The organism is Schaalia odontolytica (genome assembly GCF_005696695.1).
GTDB lineage: Bacteria > Actinomycetota > Actinomycetes > Actinomycetales > Actinomycetaceae > Pauljensenia > Pauljensenia odontolytica_C.
In genome coordinates this window covers 24,294-47,355 of record NZ_CP040006.1, presented here as the reverse complement: position 1 = coordinate 47,355, position 23,062 = coordinate 24,294, and the positions used below count along the sequence as shown (strand labels likewise).

The 23,062-nt window shown below is 67.7% G+C and carries 17 protein-coding genes; 13 read left to right on the top strand and 4 right to left on the bottom strand.

Features of this window, described 5'->3' with window-relative positions:
* The first annotated feature begins 99 nt into the window (after positions 1–99).
* Positions 100–1,422 (top strand): glutamyl-tRNA reductase, encoded by a 1,323-nt coding sequence (locus FBF35_RS00160; protein ID WP_060566074.1) that lies wholly within the window; start codon positions 100–102, stop codon positions 1,420–1,422.
* Entirely contained in the window at positions 1,419–2,369 is a 951-nt protein-coding gene (gene rarD / locus FBF35_RS00155; RefSeq protein WP_060566073.1) for an EamA family transporter RarD, read from the top strand. Before FBF35_RS00160 ends, rarD begins: the two co-directional genes overlap by 4 nt.
* A gap of 990 nt (positions 2,370–3,359) precedes the next feature.
* On the opposite strand, the gene dnaB is transcribed toward rarD, so the two are convergent.
* Positions 3,360–4,712, bottom strand: a complete 1,353-nt coding sequence (gene dnaB, locus FBF35_RS00145; RefSeq protein ID WP_003791442.1) for a replicative DNA helicase — start codon at positions 4,710–4,712, stop codon at positions 3,360–3,362.
* 339 nt (positions 4,713–5,051) lie between these two features.
* Here dnaB and FBF35_RS00140 point away from each other — a divergent pair, with 339 nt between their 5' ends.
* The 5 genes from FBF35_RS00140 (at position 5,052) to rplI (ending at position 8,400) form a co-directional block, all read left to right on the top strand.
* Positions 5,052–6,425 carry an MATE family efflux transporter gene (locus tag FBF35_RS00140; RefSeq protein WP_060566072.1) on the top strand — a complete coding sequence of 458 codons (1,374 nt, stop codon included), beginning with the start codon at positions 5,052–5,054 and terminating at the stop codon, positions 6,423–6,425.
* A gap of 265 nt (positions 6,426–6,690) precedes the next feature.
* A complete protein-coding gene (rpsF, locus tag FBF35_RS00135) occupies positions 6,691–6,981 on the top strand; it encodes a 30S ribosomal protein S6 (RefSeq protein WP_007589137.1) in 291 nt (96 codons plus the stop codon).
* Between the two features lie 35 nt (positions 6,982–7,016).
* Positions 7,017–7,583, top strand: a complete 567-nt coding sequence (locus FBF35_RS00130; protein ID WP_003791437.1) for a single-stranded DNA-binding protein — start codon at positions 7,017–7,019, stop codon at positions 7,581–7,583.
* 94 nt (positions 7,584–7,677) lie between these two features.
* Positions 7,678–7,920 (top strand): 30S ribosomal protein S18, encoded by a 243-nt coding sequence (gene rpsR / locus FBF35_RS00125; RefSeq protein ID WP_003791435.1) that lies wholly within the window; start codon positions 7,678–7,680, stop codon positions 7,918–7,920.
* A gap of 21 nt (positions 7,921–7,941) precedes the next feature.
* A complete protein-coding gene (gene rplI / locus FBF35_RS00120; protein ID WP_007589133.1) occupies positions 7,942–8,400 on the top strand; it encodes a 50S ribosomal protein L9 in 459 nt (152 codons plus the stop codon).
* Between the two features lie 356 nt (positions 8,401–8,756).
* Here the strand turns inward: rplI and FBF35_RS00115 are convergent, their stop codons facing one another.
* The 3 genes from FBF35_RS00115 to FBF35_RS00105 all read right to left on the bottom strand — a co-directional run bounded on the left by FBF35_RS00115 (position 8,757) and on the right by FBF35_RS00105 (position 14,348).
* Positions 8,757–11,111, bottom strand: coding sequence for a transglycosylase domain-containing protein (locus FBF35_RS00115; RefSeq protein ID WP_060566071.1), 2,355 nt, complete (start codon positions 11,109–11,111; stop codon positions 8,757–8,759).
* Positions 11,112–11,248: 137 nt separating this feature from the next.
* The gene (gene gndA, locus FBF35_RS00110; RefSeq protein WP_060566070.1) at positions 11,249–12,715 is read right to left on the bottom strand and encodes an NADP-dependent phosphogluconate dehydrogenase; all 1,467 of its coding nucleotides are present in this window, start codon (positions 12,713–12,715) and stop codon (positions 11,249–11,251) included.
* Between the two features lie 103 nt (positions 12,716–12,818).
* Complete coding sequence (locus FBF35_RS00105) at positions 12,819–14,348, bottom strand: CCA tRNA nucleotidyltransferase (RefSeq protein ID WP_060566413.1); 1,530 nt, start codon at positions 14,346–14,348, stop codon at positions 12,819–12,821.
* A gap of 210 nt (positions 14,349–14,558) precedes the next feature.
* On the opposite strand from FBF35_RS00105, the gene FBF35_RS00100 reads away from it, so the two are divergent.
* Genes FBF35_RS00100 through FBF35_RS00075 form a run of 6 tightly spaced genes read left to right on the top strand, consistent with a single transcriptional unit; the run spans position 14,559 to position 22,656 of the window.
* The gene (locus tag FBF35_RS00100) at positions 14,559–15,029 is read left to right on the top strand and encodes an NUDIX hydrolase (protein WP_003791425.1); all 471 of its coding nucleotides are present in this window, start codon (positions 14,559–14,561) and stop codon (positions 15,027–15,029) included.
* On the top strand, positions 15,016–17,454 hold the full coding sequence (locus tag FBF35_RS00095; protein ID WP_060566069.1) for a DUF6049 family protein: 2,439 nt from the start codon (positions 15,016–15,018) through the stop codon (positions 17,452–17,454). The genes FBF35_RS00100 and FBF35_RS00095 overlap by 14 nt, the downstream gene beginning before the upstream one ends.
* Positions 17,451–20,510 carry a murein biosynthesis integral membrane protein MurJ gene (gene murJ, locus FBF35_RS00090; protein WP_060566068.1) on the top strand — a complete coding sequence of 1,020 codons (3,060 nt, stop codon included), beginning with the start codon at positions 17,451–17,453 and terminating at the stop codon, positions 20,508–20,510. Before FBF35_RS00095 ends, murJ begins: the two co-directional genes overlap by 4 nt.
* A gap of 18 nt (positions 20,511–20,528) precedes the next feature.
* A complete protein-coding gene (gene trxB / locus FBF35_RS00085; protein ID WP_060566067.1) occupies positions 20,529–21,566 on the top strand; it encodes a thioredoxin-disulfide reductase in 1,038 nt (345 codons plus the stop codon).
* Positions 21,563–21,994 carry a YchJ family protein gene (locus FBF35_RS00080; protein WP_060566066.1) on the top strand — a complete coding sequence of 144 codons (432 nt, stop codon included), beginning with the start codon at positions 21,563–21,565 and terminating at the stop codon, positions 21,992–21,994. Before trxB ends, FBF35_RS00080 begins: the two co-directional genes overlap by 4 nt.
* Before the next feature lie 20 nt (positions 21,995–22,014).
* Positions 22,015–22,656, top strand: coding sequence for a phosphatase PAP2 family protein (locus tag FBF35_RS00075; protein WP_060566065.1), 642 nt, complete (start codon positions 22,015–22,017; stop codon positions 22,654–22,656).
* The last annotated feature ends 406 nt before the right edge of the window (positions 22,657–23,062 follow it).

Sequence of the window (23,062 nt, the reverse complement as noted above, 5' to 3'; positions counted from 1 at the left end):
CATTTATTTCGCTCATATGCCGAAATGACACGGCGTCACCAACATAAATGGCTTCGCTCCTCTGCCTGCGCTTCCCCCGTGCCCTTAAATGGACGCGTTGTGACTATTCATGTGCTCTCCGCGGACCACCGCTACACCCCCCTCGACGACATCGCCCGGCTCTCCAGCGCGGACGACCTGGGTCCTACCCTCATGCGCGCGCTTCCGCACGCTCGCGGAGTCATGGTCCTGCGCACCTGCAATCGCGTCACCATCTACATCGACGCTCCTGCCTCGTCCGACCCCCACACGCTGAAGGACGCGGTTGAGCGGGAGCTCGCCACCGCCTCGCACGCGCCGCGCGAGGACGTGCGCCTGCGGCACCTGTGGGGTCGCGACGGCCTCGTCGATCTGTTTTCAACGGCGGCGGGACTGGAGTCCATGGTCATCGGCGAGCGCGAAATCGCCGGGCAAATGCGCCGCGCCGCGCGCACAGCCTGGGAGGACGGGACCCTCAGCTGCGACCTGGGGCGCGCCGCCGAGCGAGCCTCGGCCACCTCCCGCCGCGTCGCCACCGAGACCGGACTGGCCGGGGCTGGACGATCCGTCGTCGCCGTCGGCCTCGACATGGCCTTCCGTCACCTGAGCGCGTGGGATGACACGCGCGTGCTCATCGTCGGCACGGGCGCGTACGCGGGCGCGACCGTCAGCGCCCTGCACGCACTCGGCGCATCGGATGTGTCCGTCTACTCGACGTCTGGGCGCGCACGCGAATTCGCCGAGGGACGAGGCATCGGCTGGGTTGATGCCGCAGACCTGCCCTCTGCTCTGGAATGCGCCGACCTCGTGGTGACGTGCCGAGGGCTGGGAAGCCCCGTCCTGACTCGCGACATGGCCGCCCAGGCCGGGCCAACCGTGGTCCTGGACCTCGCCCTCATGCGCGACACCGAAAGCTCTGTCGCCTCGCTCCCGAACGTCACTCTCATCGACCTGCCGACCATCCAGGCGTCGGTCCCCGCCGCCGATGCTGACGCGCTGACGCGCGCCCGCGCCATCATCGACGAGGAGGTCTCCTCCTTCGAGCGCGGCCTCGGCGCCCGATCCATGGACCCGGTCGTGCGACACCTGCGCTCACGCGTTTTCCGCATCGTTGAGGAGGAGATCGATCATCTCGGAGACGCTCCCCTCTCGACCGACGACGCGGCCCGAGCACTGCGTCACCTGGCCGCGCGCCTCATCCACAACCCGACCGTCATGGCGCGCCGGGCGGGCGAGGAGAGCCAGCAGGAACGCTATCTGGAGGCCCTCGGCGTGGTCCTCGGTATCGACGAGACCGCCCTTATTTCGGGGGACGACGCGGCCCCTCACGCTTTCTCGCCAGGTGATCACGGCCGTTCCCGCGGCGGCGTCTGCCCACACGATGTTCATACACTGGGTGCATGAGCACCCAGAAGAACGAACCACGCGCACTCGCCCTCGGCGTTTCCTGCTACGTGATCTGGGGATTCTTCCCCCTGTACTTCTCACTGCTCTCCCCCGCCGGCGCCGTTGAGGTCATCGTTCACCGCGCGGTGTGGGGCCTGTTCTTCTGCCTGGTCGCGCTCGCTGTGACGGGTTCGCTGGGAAAGATCCGCGCGCTGATCGCCGACCGGGGAGCCCTGTGGCGCCTCGCGGTCGCGGGCGCGCTCGTCGTCGTCAACTGGTCGGTGTACGTGTACGCGGTCCTCGCCGGCCACACAACCGACGCGGCGGTCGGCTACTTCATCAACCCCCTCGTGACGATCGCGCTGGGCCTCATCGTGCTGCGCGAGCGCGTCACGCCGATCCAGAAAGTGGCCCTGGCCCTCGGCGTCGTCGCCGTCGTCATCCTCGTGATCGGCCAGCGTTCAGTCCCCATCGTCTCCCTCACGCTCGCTCTGACGTTCGGCTTGTATTCCCTCGTGAAGAAGGACGTGGCCGCACGCGTCGACCCGCTCGCGGGCATGGCGATCGAGACGGCCGCAGTCTCGCCCGTCCTGCTCGGCTACTACGCCTACCTGGCGGCCACATCCTCCACGTCTTTCCATACGATCGCTTCTTCCGACGGCTCCGGGGTGTCCTGGGTGGTTCACCTGGCGCTCCTGGTGGGCGCGGGTGCGTTGACGATGATCCCCCTCATCATGTTCGCCTCGGCGGCGAGGGGCCTGACCCTGGGGACGATGGGCTTCCTGCAGTACCTGGGGCCAACCCTGCAGCTCCTCGTCGCGGTGTTCATCTTCCACGAGACCGTTCCGACGTTCCGCTGGATCGCGATGGGCGTCGTGTGGGTGGCGCTGAGCTGCCTGAGCGCCGACTGGCTGCTTTCCTCGATTCGCGCCAAGCGCCTGGCGCGCGCGGGTCACCAGGACTGAGGCCGGGCACGCATGGAAGGTCGGGCTACGTCGGAAACGGCGGGAGCCCCGGGAATGCCAGACCGGTACAAAACTCGCCCAGCACTGGGCATTCTTGGGCCAACCCGGTACAAAACTCGCCCAGCACGCCACAAACCGCCGATTTTGGGGCATTTTTCGTGCGCTGGGCGAATTTTGTCACGCTCAGGCCGACAACAGGCCACGCAGGGCGAACTTTTTCGCGCACTGGACGCGGTGACGTCGCGATGGTGCAACCACCGCCACCACTGCGACCGCTGCTGCAGGCCAGCATGAAACCGCCGTCACCACTGCGCGCCCCTGAACAGCACCCGTTGAAACCGACGACACCTCTGCGACCGAAAAACACAACAAAAACGCACATTTCTCACCCGCAAAGGCGACACCGGTTTCAACTGGCCCACCTCGCCGGCCCGCAAAGGCGACACCGGTTTCAGACGACCGCGCCGCGCTCAGCCACATGCCGACTCCTCAGAAACTCGCACGTAATTCGATCGGACCAGACCCTCAACAACACTCAAAAACGTTGAAATACCAACGAACACAATTCAAATTCTGAAATAGTCTCAGGGGAATTACGTGCGAAATTGCTAGGGGGAGCGGTGAGCGTGCTATCCACGCACAGTGACACAGCGCCGCCGGTGTGGAGGGCACCGGAGGGTCCGGAGGGACAGACTGCGGTGCCCGTGGGCGGCAGCGGGGCTTGGCCATGCTAGTCCAAGCGACACAAGTGCCGCCGGTGTGGAGGGCGCCAGAGGGACCGGAGGGCACGGGAGGGCTTCGAGGCGCGGGGCCTGGCTGCGGTGCCCGTGGGCGGTGGCGGGGCCTGGCCGGGCTTCGAGACGACGCGCCGAGCGAAGCTCGCGGCGCGGACGGCTCGCGGGCGGGCCGCCGCCCACGGGCACACCAAGCAGCCCGGCCCCACAAAGCACAGGCGGGGCCAGCAACACCAGCGGCCGGGTAAACCAGCCCTTACTCTCCGCCGCCGGGCTCGGGGCGTCCGGTGTAGTTGACGAAGCGCGCCATGTCGCCCTGGAAGAGGGCGGTGACGGTCGCGGTCGCGCCGGCGCGGTGCTTGGCGACGATGATGTCGGCCTCGCCGGGGCGATCTTCCTTGTCGTAGTAGTCGGGGCGGTGCAGCAGGATAATGATGTCGGCGTCCTGCTCGAGCGAGCCGGATTCACGCAGGTCGCTCATCATGGGCTTACGGTCGGTGCGGCCCTCAGAGTTACGGTTCAGCTGCGCGACGGCGATGACCGGGATGTCGAGGTCCTTGGCCAGGAGCTTGAGGTTTCGCGACATCGCGGAGACTTCCTGCTGACGCGACTCGACCTGACGGCCGCTCGTCATCAGCTGGAGGTAGTCGATGACGACGAGGCCCAGGTTTTCCTGCTGCTTGAGGCGGCGGCACTTCGAGCGGATCTCGGAGATGGTGATGTTCGCGGAGTCGTCGACGTACAGGGGCGCCTCGCTCATGCGCGAGGTGGTTTCGGCAACCTTGCGCCAGTCGACGTCGCTCATTTTGCCGGCCTGCATCTTGGACAGGCGCACGCCGGACTCGGCGGAGAGCATACGCATCGCGATTTCCTGCGAGCTCATTTCCAGCGAGAAGATCAGCGACGTGATGCCGTGCTTCATGGACGCCGATCGGCAGAAATCCAGGGCGAGCGTGGACTTACCCATGGCGGGTCGGGCGGCGACGATGATCATCTGGCCGCCGTGCAGGCCCTGGGTGAGTTCGTCGAGGTCGGTGAAGCCGGTGGGCACGCCGTTGAGCTTGCCCTGGTTCTTCTCGATGTCTTCGAGGGCGTTGAGGATGTCCGAGCTCATCTGCGTCATGGACACGTAGTCAGTGGTTTCGCGCCCGTCGGAGACGGCGTAGACCTCGGCCTGGGCTTGGTCGACGATCTCGTCGACGTCGCCGCCGGCATCCGCGTAGCCGAGCTGGACGACGCGCGTGCCCGCGGTGACGAGTCGTCGCATGATGGCGCGTTCGCGCACGATGCGCGCGTAGTAGGCGGCGTTCGCGGCGGTGGGCACGGAGGCGATGAGGGTGTGCAGGTAGGCGGCGCCGCCCACCTTCGACAGGACGCCAGCGCGCTTGAGTTCGCCGGCGACGGTGATCGCGTCGGCGGGTTCCGCGCGGCCGTTGAGCTCGACGATGGTGTCGAAGATCGTCTCGTGGCTGGGCTGGTAGAAGTCCTGCCCGCGCAGCATCTCGGAGACGATGTTGGCGGCCTCGGTCGTCAGCATCATCGATCCGAGGACGCTCATCTCCGCGTCGATGTCCTGCGGCGGGACGCGGTCGAACTGGTCGTCGGACATCGTGATCCTCTCGGGTGCGCGGGCGTGTAGGGACGAGGCCGGGGCCGGGCTGAGTGCCGCGAGCGCGGCCTGAAGCCCTGTGGATAGAGAGCCTTCAGGCGAAGACTAACGCGTTGTAGGAGATTGCGCGACCGACGCTGTGCACGGGCATGTGCACATATCGTGGATAACCTGTGCACAACGCCGACGACGCCTGTGCACAACGCGAAATGACCGATCTGTCAGGGCAGATATCCTCATCACAGTCACATCATTGTCATTCATTGAGCCATCTAGAATTTCCCAATGCACGGCTTTCCACAGGCCTGTGCACACATTGTGGAAAAGAATCGGAGTGTCATGACGAGCACACAGGGACCCAGCGACCCGACCTCACCCGCGAAGCGTGAGGGGGACCCGGCCTCGTCGACCCCGACGATCACCACGCGGATGATCTTGGCGCTCGCGCTGCCCTCCCTGGGGGCCCTGATCGCGGAGCCGCTGTTCACCGTCATCGACTCCACGATGGTGGGCCATCTGGGCACCCCGCAGCTGGCGGGCCTGGGCATCGCGTCGACCGTGCTGAACACGGCGGTCGGGCTCTTCATCTTCCTCGCCTACTCGACGACCTCCCTGGCGGGCCGCCACCTGGGGGCCGGGCGACGGGACCTTGCGATCCGCTCGGGGGTCGAGGCCATGTGGCTGGCGGGAGGCCTTGGCGCCCTCGCCGCGATCCTCCTGGCCGTCTTCGCCTCTCCCCTGCTCACCTGGCTGGGGGCCGACGCTGCGACGATGCCGCACGCCCTGGCCTACCTGCGCGCCTCCGCGCCCGGCCTCGTCGGCATGTTCGTCGTCCTGGCAGCCACCGGCACCCTGCGCGGGTTGCAGGACACCCGCACCCCGCTGATCGCGGCGTCCGTGGGCGCGGCCTTCAACGCGGTGGCCAACTGGGTGCTCATGTACCCCCTCAACCTGGGGGTGGCGGGTTCAGGCCTGGGCACCGCGATCACGCAGACGCTCATGGCGGCTTTCCTCGGGTGGATGATCGTGCGCGCGGCCCGGCGCGAGGGCGTGAGCCTGCGTCCCTCCACGGACGGCCTGTTCGGCGCAGCGCTCGAGGGCGCGCCTCTGCTCGTACGCACCCTCGCGCTGCGCGTCGCCCTCCTCGCGACCCTGAGCGCGGTCACTGCGATCTCCACCCAGGCCCTGGCCGCCCACCAGATCGTGTGGACCCTGTGGACGTTCGCCGCCTACGTGCTCGACGCGCTCGCGATCGCCGCCCAGGCGCTCGCCGGATTCACGACCGGCACCGGAGAGCGCGGCGCGATGCGCCCCCTCCTGCGCACGCTGTCGCGCTGGGGCATCGGCTTCGGCGTCGCAGTCGGCGTCGTCCTAGCGATCACCGCGCCCTGGATCACGCGCATCTTCACGACCGACCAGACCGTCATCGACTACGCGACCGTCGCCATCATCGTCGGCGCGCTCTTCCAGCCGGTCGCCGGCTACGTGTTCCTCCTTGACGGCGTGCTCATCGGCGCGGGCCGAGGCCGCTACCTGGCCGTCGCCGGCATCGTCAACCTGGTCGTCTACGCGCCCCTCCTGTGGGTCATCGCCCACTCCGCCACCCTCACCGCTCGCCCGTCCCTGGCGCTCGCAATGGTCTGGCTCGCCTACTCGGCCGTCTACACGGGCATGCGGGCCCTCACCAACTGGCTCGGCGCCCGCTCGCTGTAGTCGATCGACGAGGCCGGGGCCGGCCTCGTGCGCACCCCCGGTTCCACGCGGGGGTCGGCGTCCCGGCGGGGTGTACCCGGGCCTCGTCCCGAGGAGCCCAATCGTGACCGGAAACGCCCTAGCGAAGACGCTGCCACCCGTGTAAAGTGGGTAGCTGGACTATCCGCACCCGCGGCCGGTCCAGCAGGCCCTCACGGGCCATACGCAACGCCCTCCTGTCACGGACCGTCCGTGACCGTAAAGACCATAGGAGGTGGGAACCAACGTGCGTAACTACGAACTGATGGTGATCCTCGATCCTTCGATCGACGAGCGCACCGTCGCCCCCATGATGGAGAAGTACCTGGCACCCGTGGCTGCCAACGGCGGATCCGTCGAGAACGTTGACGTCTGGGGCAAGCGCCGCCTTGCTTACGACATCCTCAAGCGTTCTGAGGGCATCTACGTCGTCATCGACATGACCACGACCCCCGAGGTCGCTCTCGAGATCAACCGCCGCATGGGCATCGACGAGACCATTCTCCGTACGAAGCTCCTGCGCCCCGACGCTCACTGAGCCGACACCACACCCTCTAAGCCCGAGGAGCCGACATGGCCGGAGATACCGTCATCACTGTCATCGGTAACCTGACCGCTGACCCCGAACTGCGTTGGACGCAGTCCGGCGCCGCGGTCGCCGATTTCACGGTGGCCTCCACCCCCCGAACCTACGACCGTAACGCCGGTGAGTGGCGCGACGGCGACACCCTCTTCATGCGCTGCTCCGTGTGGCGCGAGACCGCTGAGAACGTCGCCGAGTCGCTGCGCAAGGGCATGCGCGTCATCGTTCAGGGTCGCCTCACCCAGCGCTCGTACGACACCCAGCAGGGTGAACGTCGCACGGTCGTTGAGCTGCAGGTCGACGAGGTCGGCCCCTCCCTGCGCCGCGCACGCGCGCAGGTCACCCGCACCGCCCCCTCCGGTGGCGGCGGCTACCAGTCCGACAACCGCGGCCAGCAGGGCGCGCCCCAGCAGGGCGGCGGTTACGGCGGCGGCCAGGGTGGATATGGCCAGGGTGGCGCCAACTACGGCGCACCGACCGGCGGCTCCCCCGAGGACCCGTGGCGCTCCGCCCCCGCTGGCGGCGCCACCTCCTTCGGCGACGAGCCCCCGTTCTAAAGTCGAGCGCCCCGGCACCTACGCCGGAAAGCGCCACGTCGAAGACAACACGCTTGGGGCGGCACAGTCCGCCCGGATTCACTAGGAGACCATCATGGCGAAGCCCCAACTTCGCAACAAGCCCATCAAGAAGAAGGCCAACCCGCTGAAGTCGGCCAAGATCGAAAAGATCGACTACAAGGACACCGCTCTGCTGCGTAAGTTCATCTCGGACCGCGGCAAGATCCGCGCCCGCCGCGTGACCGGTGTTTCCACCCAGGAGCAGCGCAAGATCGCTCGCGCCGTCAAGAACGCGCGTGAGATGGCTCTGCTGCCCTACTCCACGACCGGCCGCTGATAAGGGAAGGACACAGCTGATATGGCTACCACGAAACTGATCCTCACCCACGACGTCCCCAACCTCGGCCACGCCGGCGAGGTCGTCGAGGTCAAGGCTGGCTACGCCCGCAACTACCTGGTCCCCCGCGGCTTCGCCGCCAAGTGGACCGCCGGCGCGCAGAAGCAGATCGACCAGATCGCCGCTGCTCGTCGCCGCCACGAGATCGCCACGATCGACGACGCTCGCGCCGTGCGCGACGCCCTCCAGGGTGCCGTTGTCGAGATCTCCGGCAAGGTTGGCAACTCCGGCCGCCTGTTCGGCGCCGTCTCCGCTGCTGCGATCGCTGACGCGGTCAAGGAGCAGCTGGGCCAGACCATCGATCGTCGTCGCGTCATCATCGCCTCGCCCATCAAGGCCGTTGGCGACTACACGGTGACCGTCGGCCTGCACCCCGAGGTGTCCGCGAACCTCAAGGTCCGCGTTTCCGCCGCGAAGTGAAGGCTTCACGCATCGGTTGAATGCTGATTGAAGGGGTGGCCCCCGCTCATGCGAGCGGGGGCCACCCCTTTTGCTGTGCATGCAAGATCTGACGTTCGTCTACGACACGTCATTGCTCATCCCATTATGAGCGCGGCAACGGAGGGCACACGACGGGAGCACATACGCTCACATCTGGATAGGTTGTGCGCATCCGGATAGGTTATTCGCTTGTGGATAGGTTATTAACCTATCCAGATGTTCGTAACCTATCCGGATCGTCGTTTCCTATCCGCGTACGCATACTCCGCTGTGAACGCACTGCGGGCCCCGAGGATGCTCCTCGGGGCCCGCAACATCGGCGCTAGGACGCGCGGCTAGTTTCTTCGGCCGCCATTGTTGTTGCCGTTGTTATTGCCGCCGTTATTGTTCCCGCCGTTGCCGTTGTTGGAACCATTGCCGCCGTTGTTATTCCCGCCGTTGCCGTTGTTATTGCCGCCGTTGTTATTCCCGCCGTTGCCGTTGTTGGAACCATTGCCGCCGTTCTCCGAATTCTCGGTGGGCTCGGCGGAGGGCGTCTCGGTGGGGGTAGGCGTCTCGGTGGGCTCAGCAGCGGACTGCGGGGCCTCGGTCGTCGCGCTCGGCGCGGGCGTGGGCGCGTTGTTGTGGGCCTTGCGGTTGGACTCGACCTTCCAGGGGAAGTCGTCGCCCGGGAGGTTCGCGGTCGCCGGCTTCATGTAGTCGATCCACACGTCGACCGGCCAGTCGCCGCCGTGGAACTGATCGAGGCCACCCACGTCATCCAGGGGCACCGAGTTACCGGCGTCGTCGGACTGGTACATCGACACGGCGGTCACCATGCCGGGCACGAAGCCCACGAACTGGGCGGAGAGCTGGTCCGAGGAGGTACCGGTCTTGCCGGCCGTCGTCAGTCGCGCGATCGACGCATCGACGTTGGCGGCCGTGCCCTCGCCCTTCGTGACGGCCTCGAGGGCCGGCATGATCGAAGAGACTTCCTCGACGTCAAAGACGCGCTTGGGGGCCACGTCGCCGCTGTAGAGCAGCTTGCCGTTCGAGTCCTCAACCTTCTTGACGATGTGGGCGGTAACGCGCTCGCCACCGTTCGCGATCGTCGAGTAGGCGGTTGTCAGGTCGATGTTGTGCGGCGAGGAGGGGCCCAGGACGTTGAGCAGCTCGTCGTTCAGACCCACCGTGTCCTCGGGGATGCCCGCGTCAATGGCGGCCTTGAGCGTATTCTCCGGCTCAACATCGTCGTTCAGGCCCACGAACACCGTGTTCATCGAGTACGCGGTCGCCTTCACGAGGGTGACGTTACCGAAGGAGTAGCCGCCGTCGTTCGAGATGGGGGTGCCCATGCCTCGGAAATACTGGGGGGACTTGCCCGAGTACGTGTCGTAGACCGTGCCACCCAGGCGCGCGTTCGCCAGCAGGGCGAACGGCTTGAAGGACGAGCCGGCCATCGCGATGTCCTGCGTGACGGCGTTCTGCTGGCGCTTCTCGTAATCCGCGCCCGCGTACTCGGCGAGGATCTCGCCCGTCGCCGGGTCCATGGAGGACAGAGCCACATGCTGGTGCGTCGGATCCCAGCCCTCGACCTCGTTCATGCCCTCGGCGGCCGCGACGGCCTGCTCCTGGTGCTCCTTGACGATCGTAGAGGTGATGCGCAGGCCACCCTGGCTGATCTTGTCCTCGTCGAACTGGCCGGAAGCGATCAGCTCCTGCTTGACCTGGGCCATCAGGTAGCCGTTCGTGCCGGTCATCGAGGCCCTATTGAGCGTGTCGGGGTCGATGGTGTCGGGGAACACCGCGGCGTCCTTGTCTGCCTGTGTGATCCAGCCGTCCTCGACCATGAGGTTCAGGTCGCGCTCCCAGCGCTCCTTCGCCTTGTCGGGGTTGACGGCGGGGTCCCACGCGGAGGGCGCGGGGATGACGGCCGCGAGGAGCGCCGACTCGGACAGGGTCAGCTGAGAAGCGCCGTGGCCGAAGTACGCCTGGGCGGCCGCGTCGATGCCGTACGCGCCACGACCGAAATAGATCGTGTTCATGTAGGCACCGATGACCTCGTCCTTGGACTTCTCACGGTTGATCTTGATAGCCAGGACGGCTTCCTTAAGCTTGCCCGTGTAGGACGTGGTCTCGCCGATGTAGTAGCGCTCCACGTACTGCTGGGTCAGCGTCGAACCACCCTGGCGGGCGCCGCCGCGCAGGTTGTTGACGAGGGCGCGGAAAATGCCCTTCAGGTCAACACCCGAGTTCGTGTAGAACGTGCGATCCTCGGAGGCCACGATCGACTTCGACACGTAGTCGGGAAGCGTCGTCGTGTCGATGATCTGACGGTTGATGTCACCCAGGGTACCCATCTCGGTCGTGCCGTCGGCGTAGTAGACCGTGGTCTTCTGCGCGAGCGCCAGGTCATCCGGCGCGGGCACGGTCAGCGTGTTGTAGAGGTACAGGAACATCGCCATGCCCGCGATGAACACGCCCAGGAAGACGGTCAGAATTGAGAAGCCGATGCGCTTGGCCCACCGGTGCTTCTTCTTCGCCGGGCCCTTCTTACCGGCCGACGAGGCCTTGGCAGCCTTCCGGGATGCATGCGATCCGGCCGCGGCGCGCGCCGCACGTCGCGAGGGCAGCGAATCCCGCCCTGACGTGCCGGAGCCGCCAGGCTCGATGATGTCGTTCCAGTCAGACTGTCCGTTGTTAGTAGCCACGTATTCGCCCTTTCAGCGGATTGGTATACCCCTAGATTAACCAGGTTTCCTGAAAGAACCCCAAAGTATGGGCTGCAACACAAAGGGGTGGGTGCCGCGCACCCACCCCCTCGTGCAGCTTCCGCCGCAATCTCAGATCAGGACCACTGTTCCTCGGGACGACCATCGACAGCCCACAGGGTGTGGAAGACACCCTCCTTGTCTACCCGGTGGTAGGTGTGGGAGCCGAAGAAGTCACGCTGACCCTGGATGAGGGCCGCCGGCAGGCGCGTCGCGCGAATCTGGTCGAAGTAGGCCAGGGACGAGGCGAACACCGGAATCGGAACACCTGCGAGGGCCGCCTGGGAGACGACGCGACGCAGCGCGGGCGTGCACTCCTGGAAGCGCGTCGCGAACGGCTCGGCGGCCAGCAGCAGCGGCAGGTCGGGGTCGGCCTCGTAGGCGCGGGTGATGTCGTCGAGGAAGGCCGCGCGGATGATGCAGCCCGCGCGCCAGATGCGAGCCAGGGCGCCCTTGTCGATGCCCCACTCGTATTCCTTCGCGCCGGCCTCGATCTCGTCGAAGCCCTGCGAGTAAGCGACGATCTTGGAGGCGAACAGCGCCTGGCGCACGTCCTCGATGAACGCGGCCCGGGCCTCGTCCGACTCGATGACGAGGGCGCTAGCGTTGCCCGCGAGCGCCTGGCCGGCCGCGCGCTGGGCAGGCTCGGAGGACGCGCCGCGCGCGAAGGTCGCCTCGCCGATCGCGGTGACGGGGACGGCCAGGTCGAGGGCGGTCTGGACCGTCCACTTGCCGGTGCCCTTCTGCGAGGCGGCGTCCACGATGAGGTCGACAAGGGGCTTGCCGGTCTCGGCGTCCACCTGGCGCAGGACCTCGACGGTGATCTCCATGAGGTAGGAGTTGAGTTCGCCCTCGTTCCAGGCGGCGAAGATGTCCGCGATTTCGGCAGGCGTCGCACCCAGGCCCTCACGCAGGAGCGTGTACGCCTCGGCGATGACCTGCATGTCGGCGTACTCGATGCCGTTGTGCACCATCTTCACGAAGTGGCCGGCGCCGTTCGCGCCGATGTACGTGCAGCAGGGCACGCCGTCGTAGGTGCCGGCGATGGCCTCGAACATGGGGCCGAGGCGGTCGTACGAGGCCGGGGTGCCGCCGGGCATGATGGAGGGACCCCACAGGGCACCCTCCTCGCCGCCGGAGACGCCCGCGCCCACGAAGTGCAGGCCGCGCTCGGCGGCCCACTTTTCGCGGCGGATCGTGTCGGTGAACAGGGAGTTACCGCAGTCGACGATGATGTCGCCTTCGTCCATGAGATCGGCGAGCTGCTCCATGACGGCGTCCGTCGAGGGGCCGGCCTGGACCATCATGATGGCGACGCGGGGCGCGCGCAGGGACGCGACGAAGTCTTCCAGCGTGGACGCGGGAACGAAGGTCGCTTCGTCGCCGTGCTCCGCCATGAGCTTCTCGGTGCGAGCCGGGGTCCTGTTGAAGACGGCGGTCGCGTAGCCGTTGCGGGCCAGGTTGCGGGCGAGGTTTGCGCCCATGACTCCCAGGCCGTACACGCCGATGTCGGCCGATGCCTTCTCGGGGGTGAACGTGCTCATGCGATAACTCTCCTAACAAAAAGTTGAATTATTCCCAGAGTACGGCGGCATGGCCGGGGGTGCACCATGCGCGGGCGTGACGATTGTCGCCCCGCGCCCCTTCTTACTGCCCCTGGGCCTCGCGGGCGGCCTTCGCGGCGGCCTTGCGGGCTTTCTTTTCCGCGACCTTGGCCTCCCAGTGGGCCTGCTGGGCCTGGTACTCCTCGGCGAGGGCACGCACGTCGTCCGACGCCCACCAGTCGAGAAGCGCCTGACGGGCGGCCTCCTCGCCCAGCGGTCCGCGCTCCATGCGCAGCTCGAGCAGGTAGTCGCGGGCGATCTTCACGGCGCGCGAGGGGCGCAGCCCGAGGATCTCCATGATCTGGTCGCCGTCGAGGTCGGGGCGGATCGCGTCCAGCTCCTCCTGCTCACGCAGGGCGGCGATGCGCGCCTCGAGGTCGTCGTAGGCGGCGGACAGGTAGTTGGCCTTGCGGCGGTTGCGGGTCGTGCAGTCCGCGCGAGTGAGGCGGTGGAGGCGCTCAAGGAGGTCGCCCGCGTCGGCCACGTAGCGGCGCACCGCCGAGTCGGACCAGGCGGCCTCGCCGTAGCCGTGGAAGCGCAGGTGCAGCGCGACCAGGGTGGAGACGGCCTCGATCGTCGCCTTGTCGAAGTGCAGGGCCTTCATGCGCTTGCGCGTCATCTTCGCGCCCACGATCTCGTGGTGGTGGAAGGAGACGGTGCCGTTCGGCTCGAAGCGGCGGGTCGCCGGCTTGCCGACGTCGTGCATGAGGGCGGCGAAACGCAGGATGAAGTCAGGTGCGGGCACGGCGCCGTCCGGGCCGGTCTCCAGGTCCATCGCCTGCTCAACGACGGTGAGGGTGTGCTCGTAGACGTCCTTGTGGCGCTTGTGCTCGTCCACCGTGGAGACGAGGCCGGCGACCTCGGGCAGGACAATGTCGGCGACGCCCGTGTGCACCATCAGCTCGATGCCGCGGCGCGGGTAGGGCGAAATGATGAGGCGCTCGAGCTCGGCGCGAATGCGCTCGGCGGAGACGATCTCCAGGCGCGAGGCCATGGTCTCCATCGCGTTCATGACGTCCATGTCGACGTCGAGGCCCAGCTGCGCGGAGAAACGCGCGGCGCGCATGATGCGCAGCGGGTCGTCGTCGAAGGACTGCTCGGCGGACACGGGGGTGCGCAGGTTGCCGTCCGCGAGGTCGGCCAGGCCGCCGCACGGGTCGACGAGGGCCATCTGCGGCAGGCGCATCGCCATCGCGTTGACCGTGAAGTCGCGGCGCGTCAGGTCACCCTCGAGGGTGTCGCCGAAGGTCACCTCGGGCTTGCGCGAGCCGATCTCGTACTCGTCGGTGCGGTAGGTCGTCACCTCGACGACCAGGTCGCCGCGGCGCCCGCCGATCGTGCCGAACTCCTTGCCGATGTCCCAGGTCGCGTTGCCCCACTTCGCCAGGAGCTCCTCGGTGCGCTCGGGGCGCGCGGAGGTCGTCATGTCAAAGTCGTGCGGAGTAACTCCCAAGAACGCGTCACGCACGGGCCCGCCGACGAGCGCGAGCTCCTCCCCGGCCTCGTCAAAAATCGTGCCGAGTTCCATAATCGCGGGCGGGAGCGCCGCAAACGTCCTCGTGGCGTTCGCCATGAGGGTAGGAATGTCCGTCGTTCCGGCGTTTTGCGCGGTCACGGGGCCGTTATTCGGGGAAGTTGACTGGGTACTCATCGCCCTTAAGCATGCCAGGAAAGCACCCTGGCCGACTACCGGGGGCCGCGTACCGGCTAAAGTGGAGTCATGCCTGCACGTCCAGTTGACCGCCGAGGCGGGGTGCCCCGACCCCCGCGTCGGTCCGCTTCTGTGCGCGCTGGCCGCTCTCACCTGCCGATTTCCGCGGAAACCAGCGCGGGCGGCATCGTCGTCGACGTGCGTGACGGAATTCCCTATGCGGCGTTGATCGCGCGACGCAATCGAGCGGGTCGCATCGAGTGGTGCCTGCCCAAGGGCCACCTCGAGGGTTCCGAGACCCCCCAGCAGGCCGCGCTGCGCGAGGTCGCCGAGGAAACCGGCATCCACGGGCGCATCATCCGCCACCTCGCGTCGATCGACTACTGGTTCTCCGGCAACGACCGCCGCGTCCACAAGGTCGTCCACCACTACCTGATGGGGTACGAGTCCGGCACGATCTCCGTCGATGGGGATCCGGATCACGAGGCCGAGGAGGCCGCGTGGGTGCCGCTGCGCGACGTGTCGCGCCAGCTGGCCTACCCCAACGAGCGTCGCATCGTGCGCATCGCCCTGGACCTGCTGTATCGGGATGGCCGTGACTAGGCGCGCGCTGACGGCTGGCGTCCTGTGCGCGGCGATGGCTCTTCCCTTCGGCCTCGGTCTCGGCGAGGCCGGGGCCGCCCCGGCGCCCACCGTGACCTCGCAGTCGGACGAGTCGCGCCCCGCCGTCATGGGTACGGTCTCAGAGGATTCTGCTCTATCTGTTTCCATTAACTCGCTGTCGCCTCGAATCATCACAGATGAAAACGAACTCGTTATCTCTGGAACGGTCCGTAACGATTCGCCGACGACGCTCGCGAATATCTCCCTCGAGGTGTTCGTCGCCAACGAGACCCCGATTTCTGTCCCCGCGCTGACGACCGCCCTCTCCGATGACGAGCCGGACGCCACCCACGCGGCCTCCTCCTCGCTCACGGACGTCGCCCGAGGAGCCACGACTTCCTTCGAGATCCACATTCCCACGTCCTCGCTGCCTCTCACGGACGCCGATGAGTGGGGCCCGCGCGTCACAACCGTGACTGCGACCTCCGGCGAATACTCGGGCAAGGACCGATCGATCATCGTGTGGGACTCGGGCGCGCAGGTCTCCGCCTCGCGCGTGAGCACCGTGATCCCCTGGACATCAACGAGCGCCACCCAGGACCAGGGCGAACGCTCGGCGGTCCTCAGCCTCGCCTCCGCCAGCGGCGTCACCCTGGCCGTCGACCCGCTGCTGATCCCTCGCGGCCCGCAGCCCACGGCCACGCCGACCCCTTCGGCTTCTCCTTCGGCTTCTCCTTCGGCTTCCCCTTCGGCTTCCCCTTCGGCCGACGCGGGCCAATCCGGATCTGACCCCGCCCAGTCCGGCCAGTCCGACGCGGAATCGGGTCAGTCCGGTGCCCCCTCGGCCTCGCCGAGCGCGTCCCCCACCCCGACGCCCGCCCCCACGGCCACGGACCCAGCGCAGCGCGCGCGTGACCTCCAGTCCGAGGCCTTCGTCGCGGCGCTCCTGTCGAACGCGACCGAGATCATCGCCCTGCCCGAGGGAGATGCCGACCTCGGTGCCCTGTCGCTATCGGGCAACACCGGCTTCTGGGACCGCGCCTCGCGCTCGATGGCCGACTTCCCCGACACGCTGCGCAAGGCCGGGTGGGTCGCACCCGCCAACTCTCCGGCCAGCCCGAGCCCGTCGGCCTCGGCCACGCCCTCCCCCTCCGGGACACCCGAGGCCACGCCCACGCCGAGCGCATCCACGAACACCGCCGGCCAGTCCACCACGACGACCTCCGCGCCCGACTCCGGGCCCTCGATCCTGCGTAACGTCGCCTGGCCTGCGGACACGACCTTCGGCACGTCATTCCTGTCGGGTTTCGCCTCCTCGCAGCAGATCACGATCGCTCCGGTCGGCACCCTGACCCCCTCCGAAGACGTTCCCTTCACCTCCTACGCGCGCGTCAACGTCGACCCCGCCACCGGCGAGACCTCGACGGACGGGACGGGCGCACGCACCCTCGCCCAGCAGAGCGACATCGCGGCGCTCCTGTCGTGGAACGCATCCGGCGGCGACGAGCTCGACGCCGAACAGGCCCTCACCGCAATCACCGCGATCATCACCCGCGAGCGCCCAGCCTCCTCGCGCACCATTTTCGCTGCGGCCCAGCGCGGAACCGTCATCAACGAGCGGCTCACCGGCCGCACAAAAGCCCTGTTCTCGCCACGCTGGGTGAGCGCCATGTCCTTCAGCGAGATGGCCGCCAGTGAACCCACCGACATCGACCGCCAGACCGTCGGGGCCGGCGTCCTCGAGGCCGACACGGAGACCGCGATCTCGGCCATGGCCTCGTCCCTGACCATGCTCACACCGCTGGCGAAGGCGACGGACGACGCCGACGCGGTGTACGCCTCGGTCACCCCCCAGATTCTCCCGGCTCTGTCCGCGCAGCTCACCCCCTCCGAGCAGCTCGACGCGGCGACTGCCGTCACCTCGCAGGTCACGACCATGCTCTCCGCCGTGACCGTCGAGCCCTCCTCGGCCGTCAACCTCATTAACAAATCAGCGAACTTCCCTGTCCTCGTGCGCAATAACCTGCCCTGGCCGGTGCGCGTCGACGTGACCCTCGTGCCCGACGACCCGCGTCTGCGCGCCACCCCCGCCCAATCCCAGACGCTCGCCGCGCAGGGCGCGACGACGGTTGAGGTGCCCGTGGGCGCGATCGGCAGTGGCGACATCGAGGTCACGTACAAGGTCACCACACCCGACGGCCTCGTCCTCGACGACTCCCAGACCGTGACCGTGCGCATGCGCGCCGGGTGGGAGGATGCGATCACGGCCGTCATCGCCTCGCTCTTCGGCCTGCTCTTCCTGGTCGGCATCACGCGTTCACTGCGCAAGAGGGCCGCACGCAAGGCGCGGGCCGCATCCGGCGACACCGACACGACAGACATCACCACTGAATCCGAGACAGCAACGACGAAGGAGACCCCATGAGCTCGAACACGCCTCGCCGATCGATCCTGAGGGCATCGGCGCTCATGGCGTCGGGCACCATGGTGTCGCGCATCCTCGGCTTCGTGCGCAACGCGATGCTCATCGCCGCGGTCGGCGCGACCGCCGGCGGTGTCGGTGCCGCGTTCCAGACCGCGAACACGCTGCCCAACACGGTCTTCAACCTGCTGGCCTCCGGCATCTTCGACGCCGTCCTGGTCCCGCAGATCGTCGGCGCCATCAAGCGCCGCCACGACGGTGACACCTACGTCAACCGCCTGCTGACCCTCGCGGGAACCCTGCTCTTCCTCGTCACGTTCGCGACGATGGTGCTCGCCCCCGTCCTGGTGATGATCACGGCTGCGGGCTACACCGAGGACATTCGCAACCTCGCGATTCTCTTTGCCCTCCTGTGCCTGCCGCAGCTGTTCTTCTACGGCCTGTATAACCTGCTCGGCGAGCTCCTCAACGCGCGCGAGATCTTCGGGCCCTACATGTGGGCGCCCGTCGTCAACAACGTCGTGGGCATCGCGGGCCTCGGCGCTTTCCTCGCCATCTGGGGCGGCGCACCGGACGGCGGCATTCCCGCGGGCGACCTGACGGGCGCGCAGTTCTGGGTCCTCGCCGGATCCGCGACCCTCGGCGTCATCTGCCAGGCCCTGTGCCTGCTGTGGCCGATGCGTCGGGCGGGAGTCTCCTTCAAGCCGGACTTCCACTTCCGCGGAACCTCTTTCGGGTCGATGCCGCGCGTGGCCGGATGGACGTTCGCGACCCTGGGCGTGTCCCAGGTCGGCGTCCTGTCCACGAACAACCTCGCTGCCATGGCCGACGGTTTCATCGGCCGCAACGGCGCTCAGGGCGGCGTCGTCGGCATCCTCGCCTACTCGACGGCGTTCATGATCTTCATGGTGCCCCAGTCACTCATCACGGTGTCGCTGACGACCGCGATCTTCACCCGCATGGCGGGCGCCGTCGCCGACGGCGACGACCGCGCGGTGGCCGACAACTACCACCTGGGCGTGCGCACTATTACATCGCTGACCCTCGTCGCCGCAGCCATGCTGATGGCCGGTTCCATCCCCATGATGGAGATCGCGATGGCGGCCAAGGGCGGGGATCCCGAGGCCGTGACCGGCTACGCCCTCGTTCTCGCTTCGCTCATGCCCGGTGTCGCCTCGACCGGCATGGTCCTCATGAGCCAGCGCGTCTTCTTCGCCTACGAGGACGTCAAGCCCGTGTTCCTCATGGGCATTGGTCCCACGATCCTCCAGGTGATCGTGGGCTGGTCGATGTACGCCCTGACCGGCGCCCGCTGGTGGGTCGTCGCGGCCGCGCTCGGCGAGACCGTGTGCCGCCTGACCCAGGGCATTATCGCGGTCGTGTGGGTGTCGCGCGAGAACCGCTACGTCGACCGCGCGGGCCTGCTGCGCTCCTACGTGTCCTACCTCGGCGCGGCGATCGTCGCTGGCCTCGTGGGCTTCGGCCTCCTGTGGCTCATGGGCATCCACACCGAGATTTCGTCGACGCTGGGCCGCATGGCACTGGCCGGCGTGAAGCTCTCGCTCGTGTCCGCGCTGACCGGCCTCGTGTACCTCCTGGTCCTGCGCTTCGCAGCGCCCGGCGAATCCGCCGTCATGATGCGCCCGCTGCTCACCCGCCTGCGCGTGCCCGGCGCTGTGGTGAACATCCTGGCAGCGTCCTCCACGCCCACCCCCGCACCAGCTGAGATAATGACGGGACACACACCCGACGAGACGGAGGAACCGATGGCTCCCACGCCCGAACGCACCGGCGACGACGAGAAGCTGCCGTCGTTTGATGAGGTGCTCTCCGCCTCGCCGATCCCCGCGCCCCCCGCGCCTCCCGCGGCCCCCGCAGCCGATGAGGCTGAGGAACTGGCCGCTGCTGAGGGCGCGGAACTTGCCGACATGCCGCCGGCCCCCGCGCCCGCCGAGGTCCCGACCCTCGGCCCCGCGACGCAGGCACCCGTCGAAAACCCGCTGGTTGCCGAGGCCGTGGCCGCGCCCATCGTCGACGACATTGCCGAGGCCACGGAGGCCGCGCAGGCACAGGCGATCCCCGAGTCCCTCGCGGAGTACGGCATCGAGCCCGTGACGGACGAGACGGACGCCGCGCAGGTTGAGGCCCCCGCGTTCCCCCTCGCTCCCCCGCCGCCGGCCCCCGCCGCCAGCGGATACGAGCGCGGCGCTGAGGTCAACCCCGAGGACTACCCCCATCCCGCTCCCCTGACGGACGGCCCCTCGACGCATCAGATCCCGCGCGTGCAGGCACCCGAGGCGGTGCCCGCTCCCCCGGTCGAGGATGCCACCGAGGTCATGGACCCCGTCCCCCCGATGCCTGCCGCTCCCGCGCAGGCAGCCCCGGCCTCGTCAAACGAGGAGGGCTCCTCCAAGCGCTCCGGCACGCTCATCGACCCGACGAAGCCCGCGCTGATCTTCGGCGTCGTCCTGGTGCTCTTTGGCGCGATCTGGGGTCCGTGGATGGCCACCCGACCGGTCACCGATCTGGATCTCACCCAGTCCCTGCGCGCCGGCGTCGCACAGCAGCAGTCTGACGAGGAGCCCAGCCCCGCGCTCACGACGACGCCCCCGCCGGCCCCGACCACGACCCCCGTGATTTCTTCCGTGCAGGTCCTGTCGTGGAACAACGACGACGGCGACCACCCGGACCGCGCGATCAACATGATCGACTCAAACCCGTCGACGTCCTGGTCCTCGCGCTGGTTCGATAACAACCAGTTCCGCGACGAGACCTCCGTGACGATCGTCGTGAAGCTCCAGCAGAAGGCCACCGTGTCCTCGGTGACGCTCAACATGGATCCGGCGACGACCGGCGGCGAGGTCGTCGTGCGTAACGTCACGGACCCGGCGAACCCGCGCGGCGGAACAGAGCTGGCCATGTCAGCGTTGTCTCCGACGACGACGATTCAGCTGCCCGCGGCCGTCGAAACCGACTCGATCGCGCTGCAGTTCCGCTCCATGCCCAAGGGCCAGGACGGACGCAACTGGGCGTGGATCTCCGAACTTACAGTTCAGTAACCCTGAAGGAGGGTACGCATGTCTTTCGTGACGATTCCGGGCCTGGTGACGGCCGAATCCACCGATACCACCGCTGAGACCGCCGAGGTGCAGATCCCGTCGGCGCAGGTGCCCGAGGGCGCCACCGTCCACGACGTTGTCATCGTCGGCTCGGGTCCGGCCGGCTACACGGCCGCGGTCTACACGGCCCGCGCCGGCCTCGCCCCCATCGTGCTGGCCGGTCAGCTGGCCGCGGGTGGCGCGCTGATGAACACGACCGAGGTCGAGAACTTCCCCGGTTTCCCGGAGGGCATTCAGGGCCCCGAGCTCATGGACAACATGCGCGAGCAGGCCGAGAAGTTCGGCGCGGACGTTCGCTACGAGGACGTCATCGCCGTTAACCTCGAGGGCGACGTGAAGGCCGTGGCGACCGAGGACGAGGTCTTCTACGCGCGCGCCGTCATCCTGGCCACCGGCTCGGAGTACCGTCACATGAACGTGCCCGGCGAGGACGAGTTCTCCGGCCGCGGCGTCTCCTACTGCGCAACCTGCGACGGCTTCTTCTTCAAGGATCGTCGCCTGGCCGTCATCGGCGGCGGCGACTCCGCGATGGAGGAGGCCACCTTCCTGACGAACTTCGCGTCCGAGGTCGTCGTCGTGCACCGTCGCGACACCCTGCGCGCCTCGCGCGTCATGGCCGAGCGCGCCCTGAACAACCCGAAGATCTCCTTCGAGTGGAACGCGACCGTCGAGGAGGTCCTGGGCGACGAGGCCGTGACCGGCCTGCGCCTCGCCTCCACGGTGGACGGTTCCACGCGTGAGATCGCCGTGGACGGCGTGTTCGTCGCGATCGGTCACCTGCCCCGCACGGGTTTCCTGCGTGGCCAGGTCGCCCTCGACGAGGCCGGCTACATCACGGTCGACGAGCCGTCGACGCGCACGTCCGTCGCGGGCGTCTTCGCCTGCGGTGACGCCGTAGACCACACGTACCGCCAGGCCATCACGGCGGCCGGCTCCGGCTGCCGTGCGGCCCTGGATGCGGAGCGCTGGCTGGCCTCCCTGGGCGACCAGGCGTGACCTCCTCCCCCGCTGCCCCCGGCGCTGCGAGCGCTGGCGCGCCCCGGCCTCGTACCTGCCCGTGCGGGTCGGGGGCGATGCTGGCGCAGTGCTGCGGGCGCTACCTGGACGGCGAGTTAGCTCCGACCGCTGAGGCGCTCATGCGGTCGCGCTACACGGCGTTCGCGCTGCGCGACGAGGACTACCTGTTCCGCACGTGGCACCCGCGCACGCGCCCCGCTCCCCCCTACTGGGTGGAGGGGACGCAGTGGACGGGTCTGCAGATCCTGGGGGCCGAGGCCGGGGGTCCTTCCGACGAGGAGGGCACCGTGACGTTCGTGGCCTCGTGGCGGGACACATCGACTGGCGAATCCGGGCAGATGCGGGAGCATTCGCGCTTCTCACGCCGGGCCGGGCGCTGGATGTACGAGTACGGCGCCAACGACTGACACTACGGTAGGATTTCACTATGATTGCTCGTCGCCTCCTGACTCCCCCCGTGATCATCGGGGTTCTCCTCGTCGCTGCTGTCGCCGTCGCGGGCGGATTCATCACGAGTCCCCTGTCGATCGACACCACGGTGTGGTCTGACTTCGTCGCGTCGCGCACGCCGGCGATGAACTCCTTCATGACGGGCGCCTCGTGGCTGTTCGACCCCAAGCGCGCGGTCGTCGTGGCGCTGGTCGTGGCGGGCGCCGTGTGGTGGTTCATCAAGAAGGTCATGAACGCCCTGTACATCCTGTGTTCCGTCGTGTTCTCGGCCGCAAACAGCTACATCATCAAGCACCTGTACGAGCGTCCTCGCCCCGAGGAGGCGCTACGCCTGATCACCGAGGACGGCTATTCGTTCCCGTCGGGTCACGCGACGGCCGTGACTGCGCTGTTCGTGTCCCTGGTGCTGGTCCTGACGACGACGCGCGTCGGTCGCCGTCTGCGCTACCTGCTGTGGGCCGCGGCGCTGACGCTCATCGTCTTCATCTGCGTGACTCGCCTGTACCTGGGCGTCCACTGGGTGACCGACGTGATCGCCGGCTTCAGCGTGGGTCTGGGCTCGTCGATGATCTTGGCGCCGTTCATGATTGGGCCTAACGCCCTAAAGTTGTTCCGCTAGTTATCGGAGCTCAGTTGTTGCCGGGAGCGCCCGGGGCCACGGCCCCGGGCGCTTCTGTATGCAGATCGTTGGACGCGGCGTCATCGGCTTCATCCTCACAGGTTTGCGTTTGCAACAGCTTCCTGCCCACCTTCGCGACATCCCCCAGGCACCCACAACACCAGTCACACCGGGTGCCGCGGTGGCTTGAACACTGGAGACTGACCACCTGCCACCCACACGAGGCCTTCGAGCTCACGCCCGCGAAAAAACTCGCCCAGCACGCCATATAACACCATTTTTGGGCCATTTTTCGTATGCTGGGCGAACTTTTTCGCGCTTACGCCCACACCAGGCCGAGCAGGGCGAACTTTTTCGCGCCGAAACTGCTCGCCCTGCCGTTGTGTGAAACCGCGGGCACCAATGC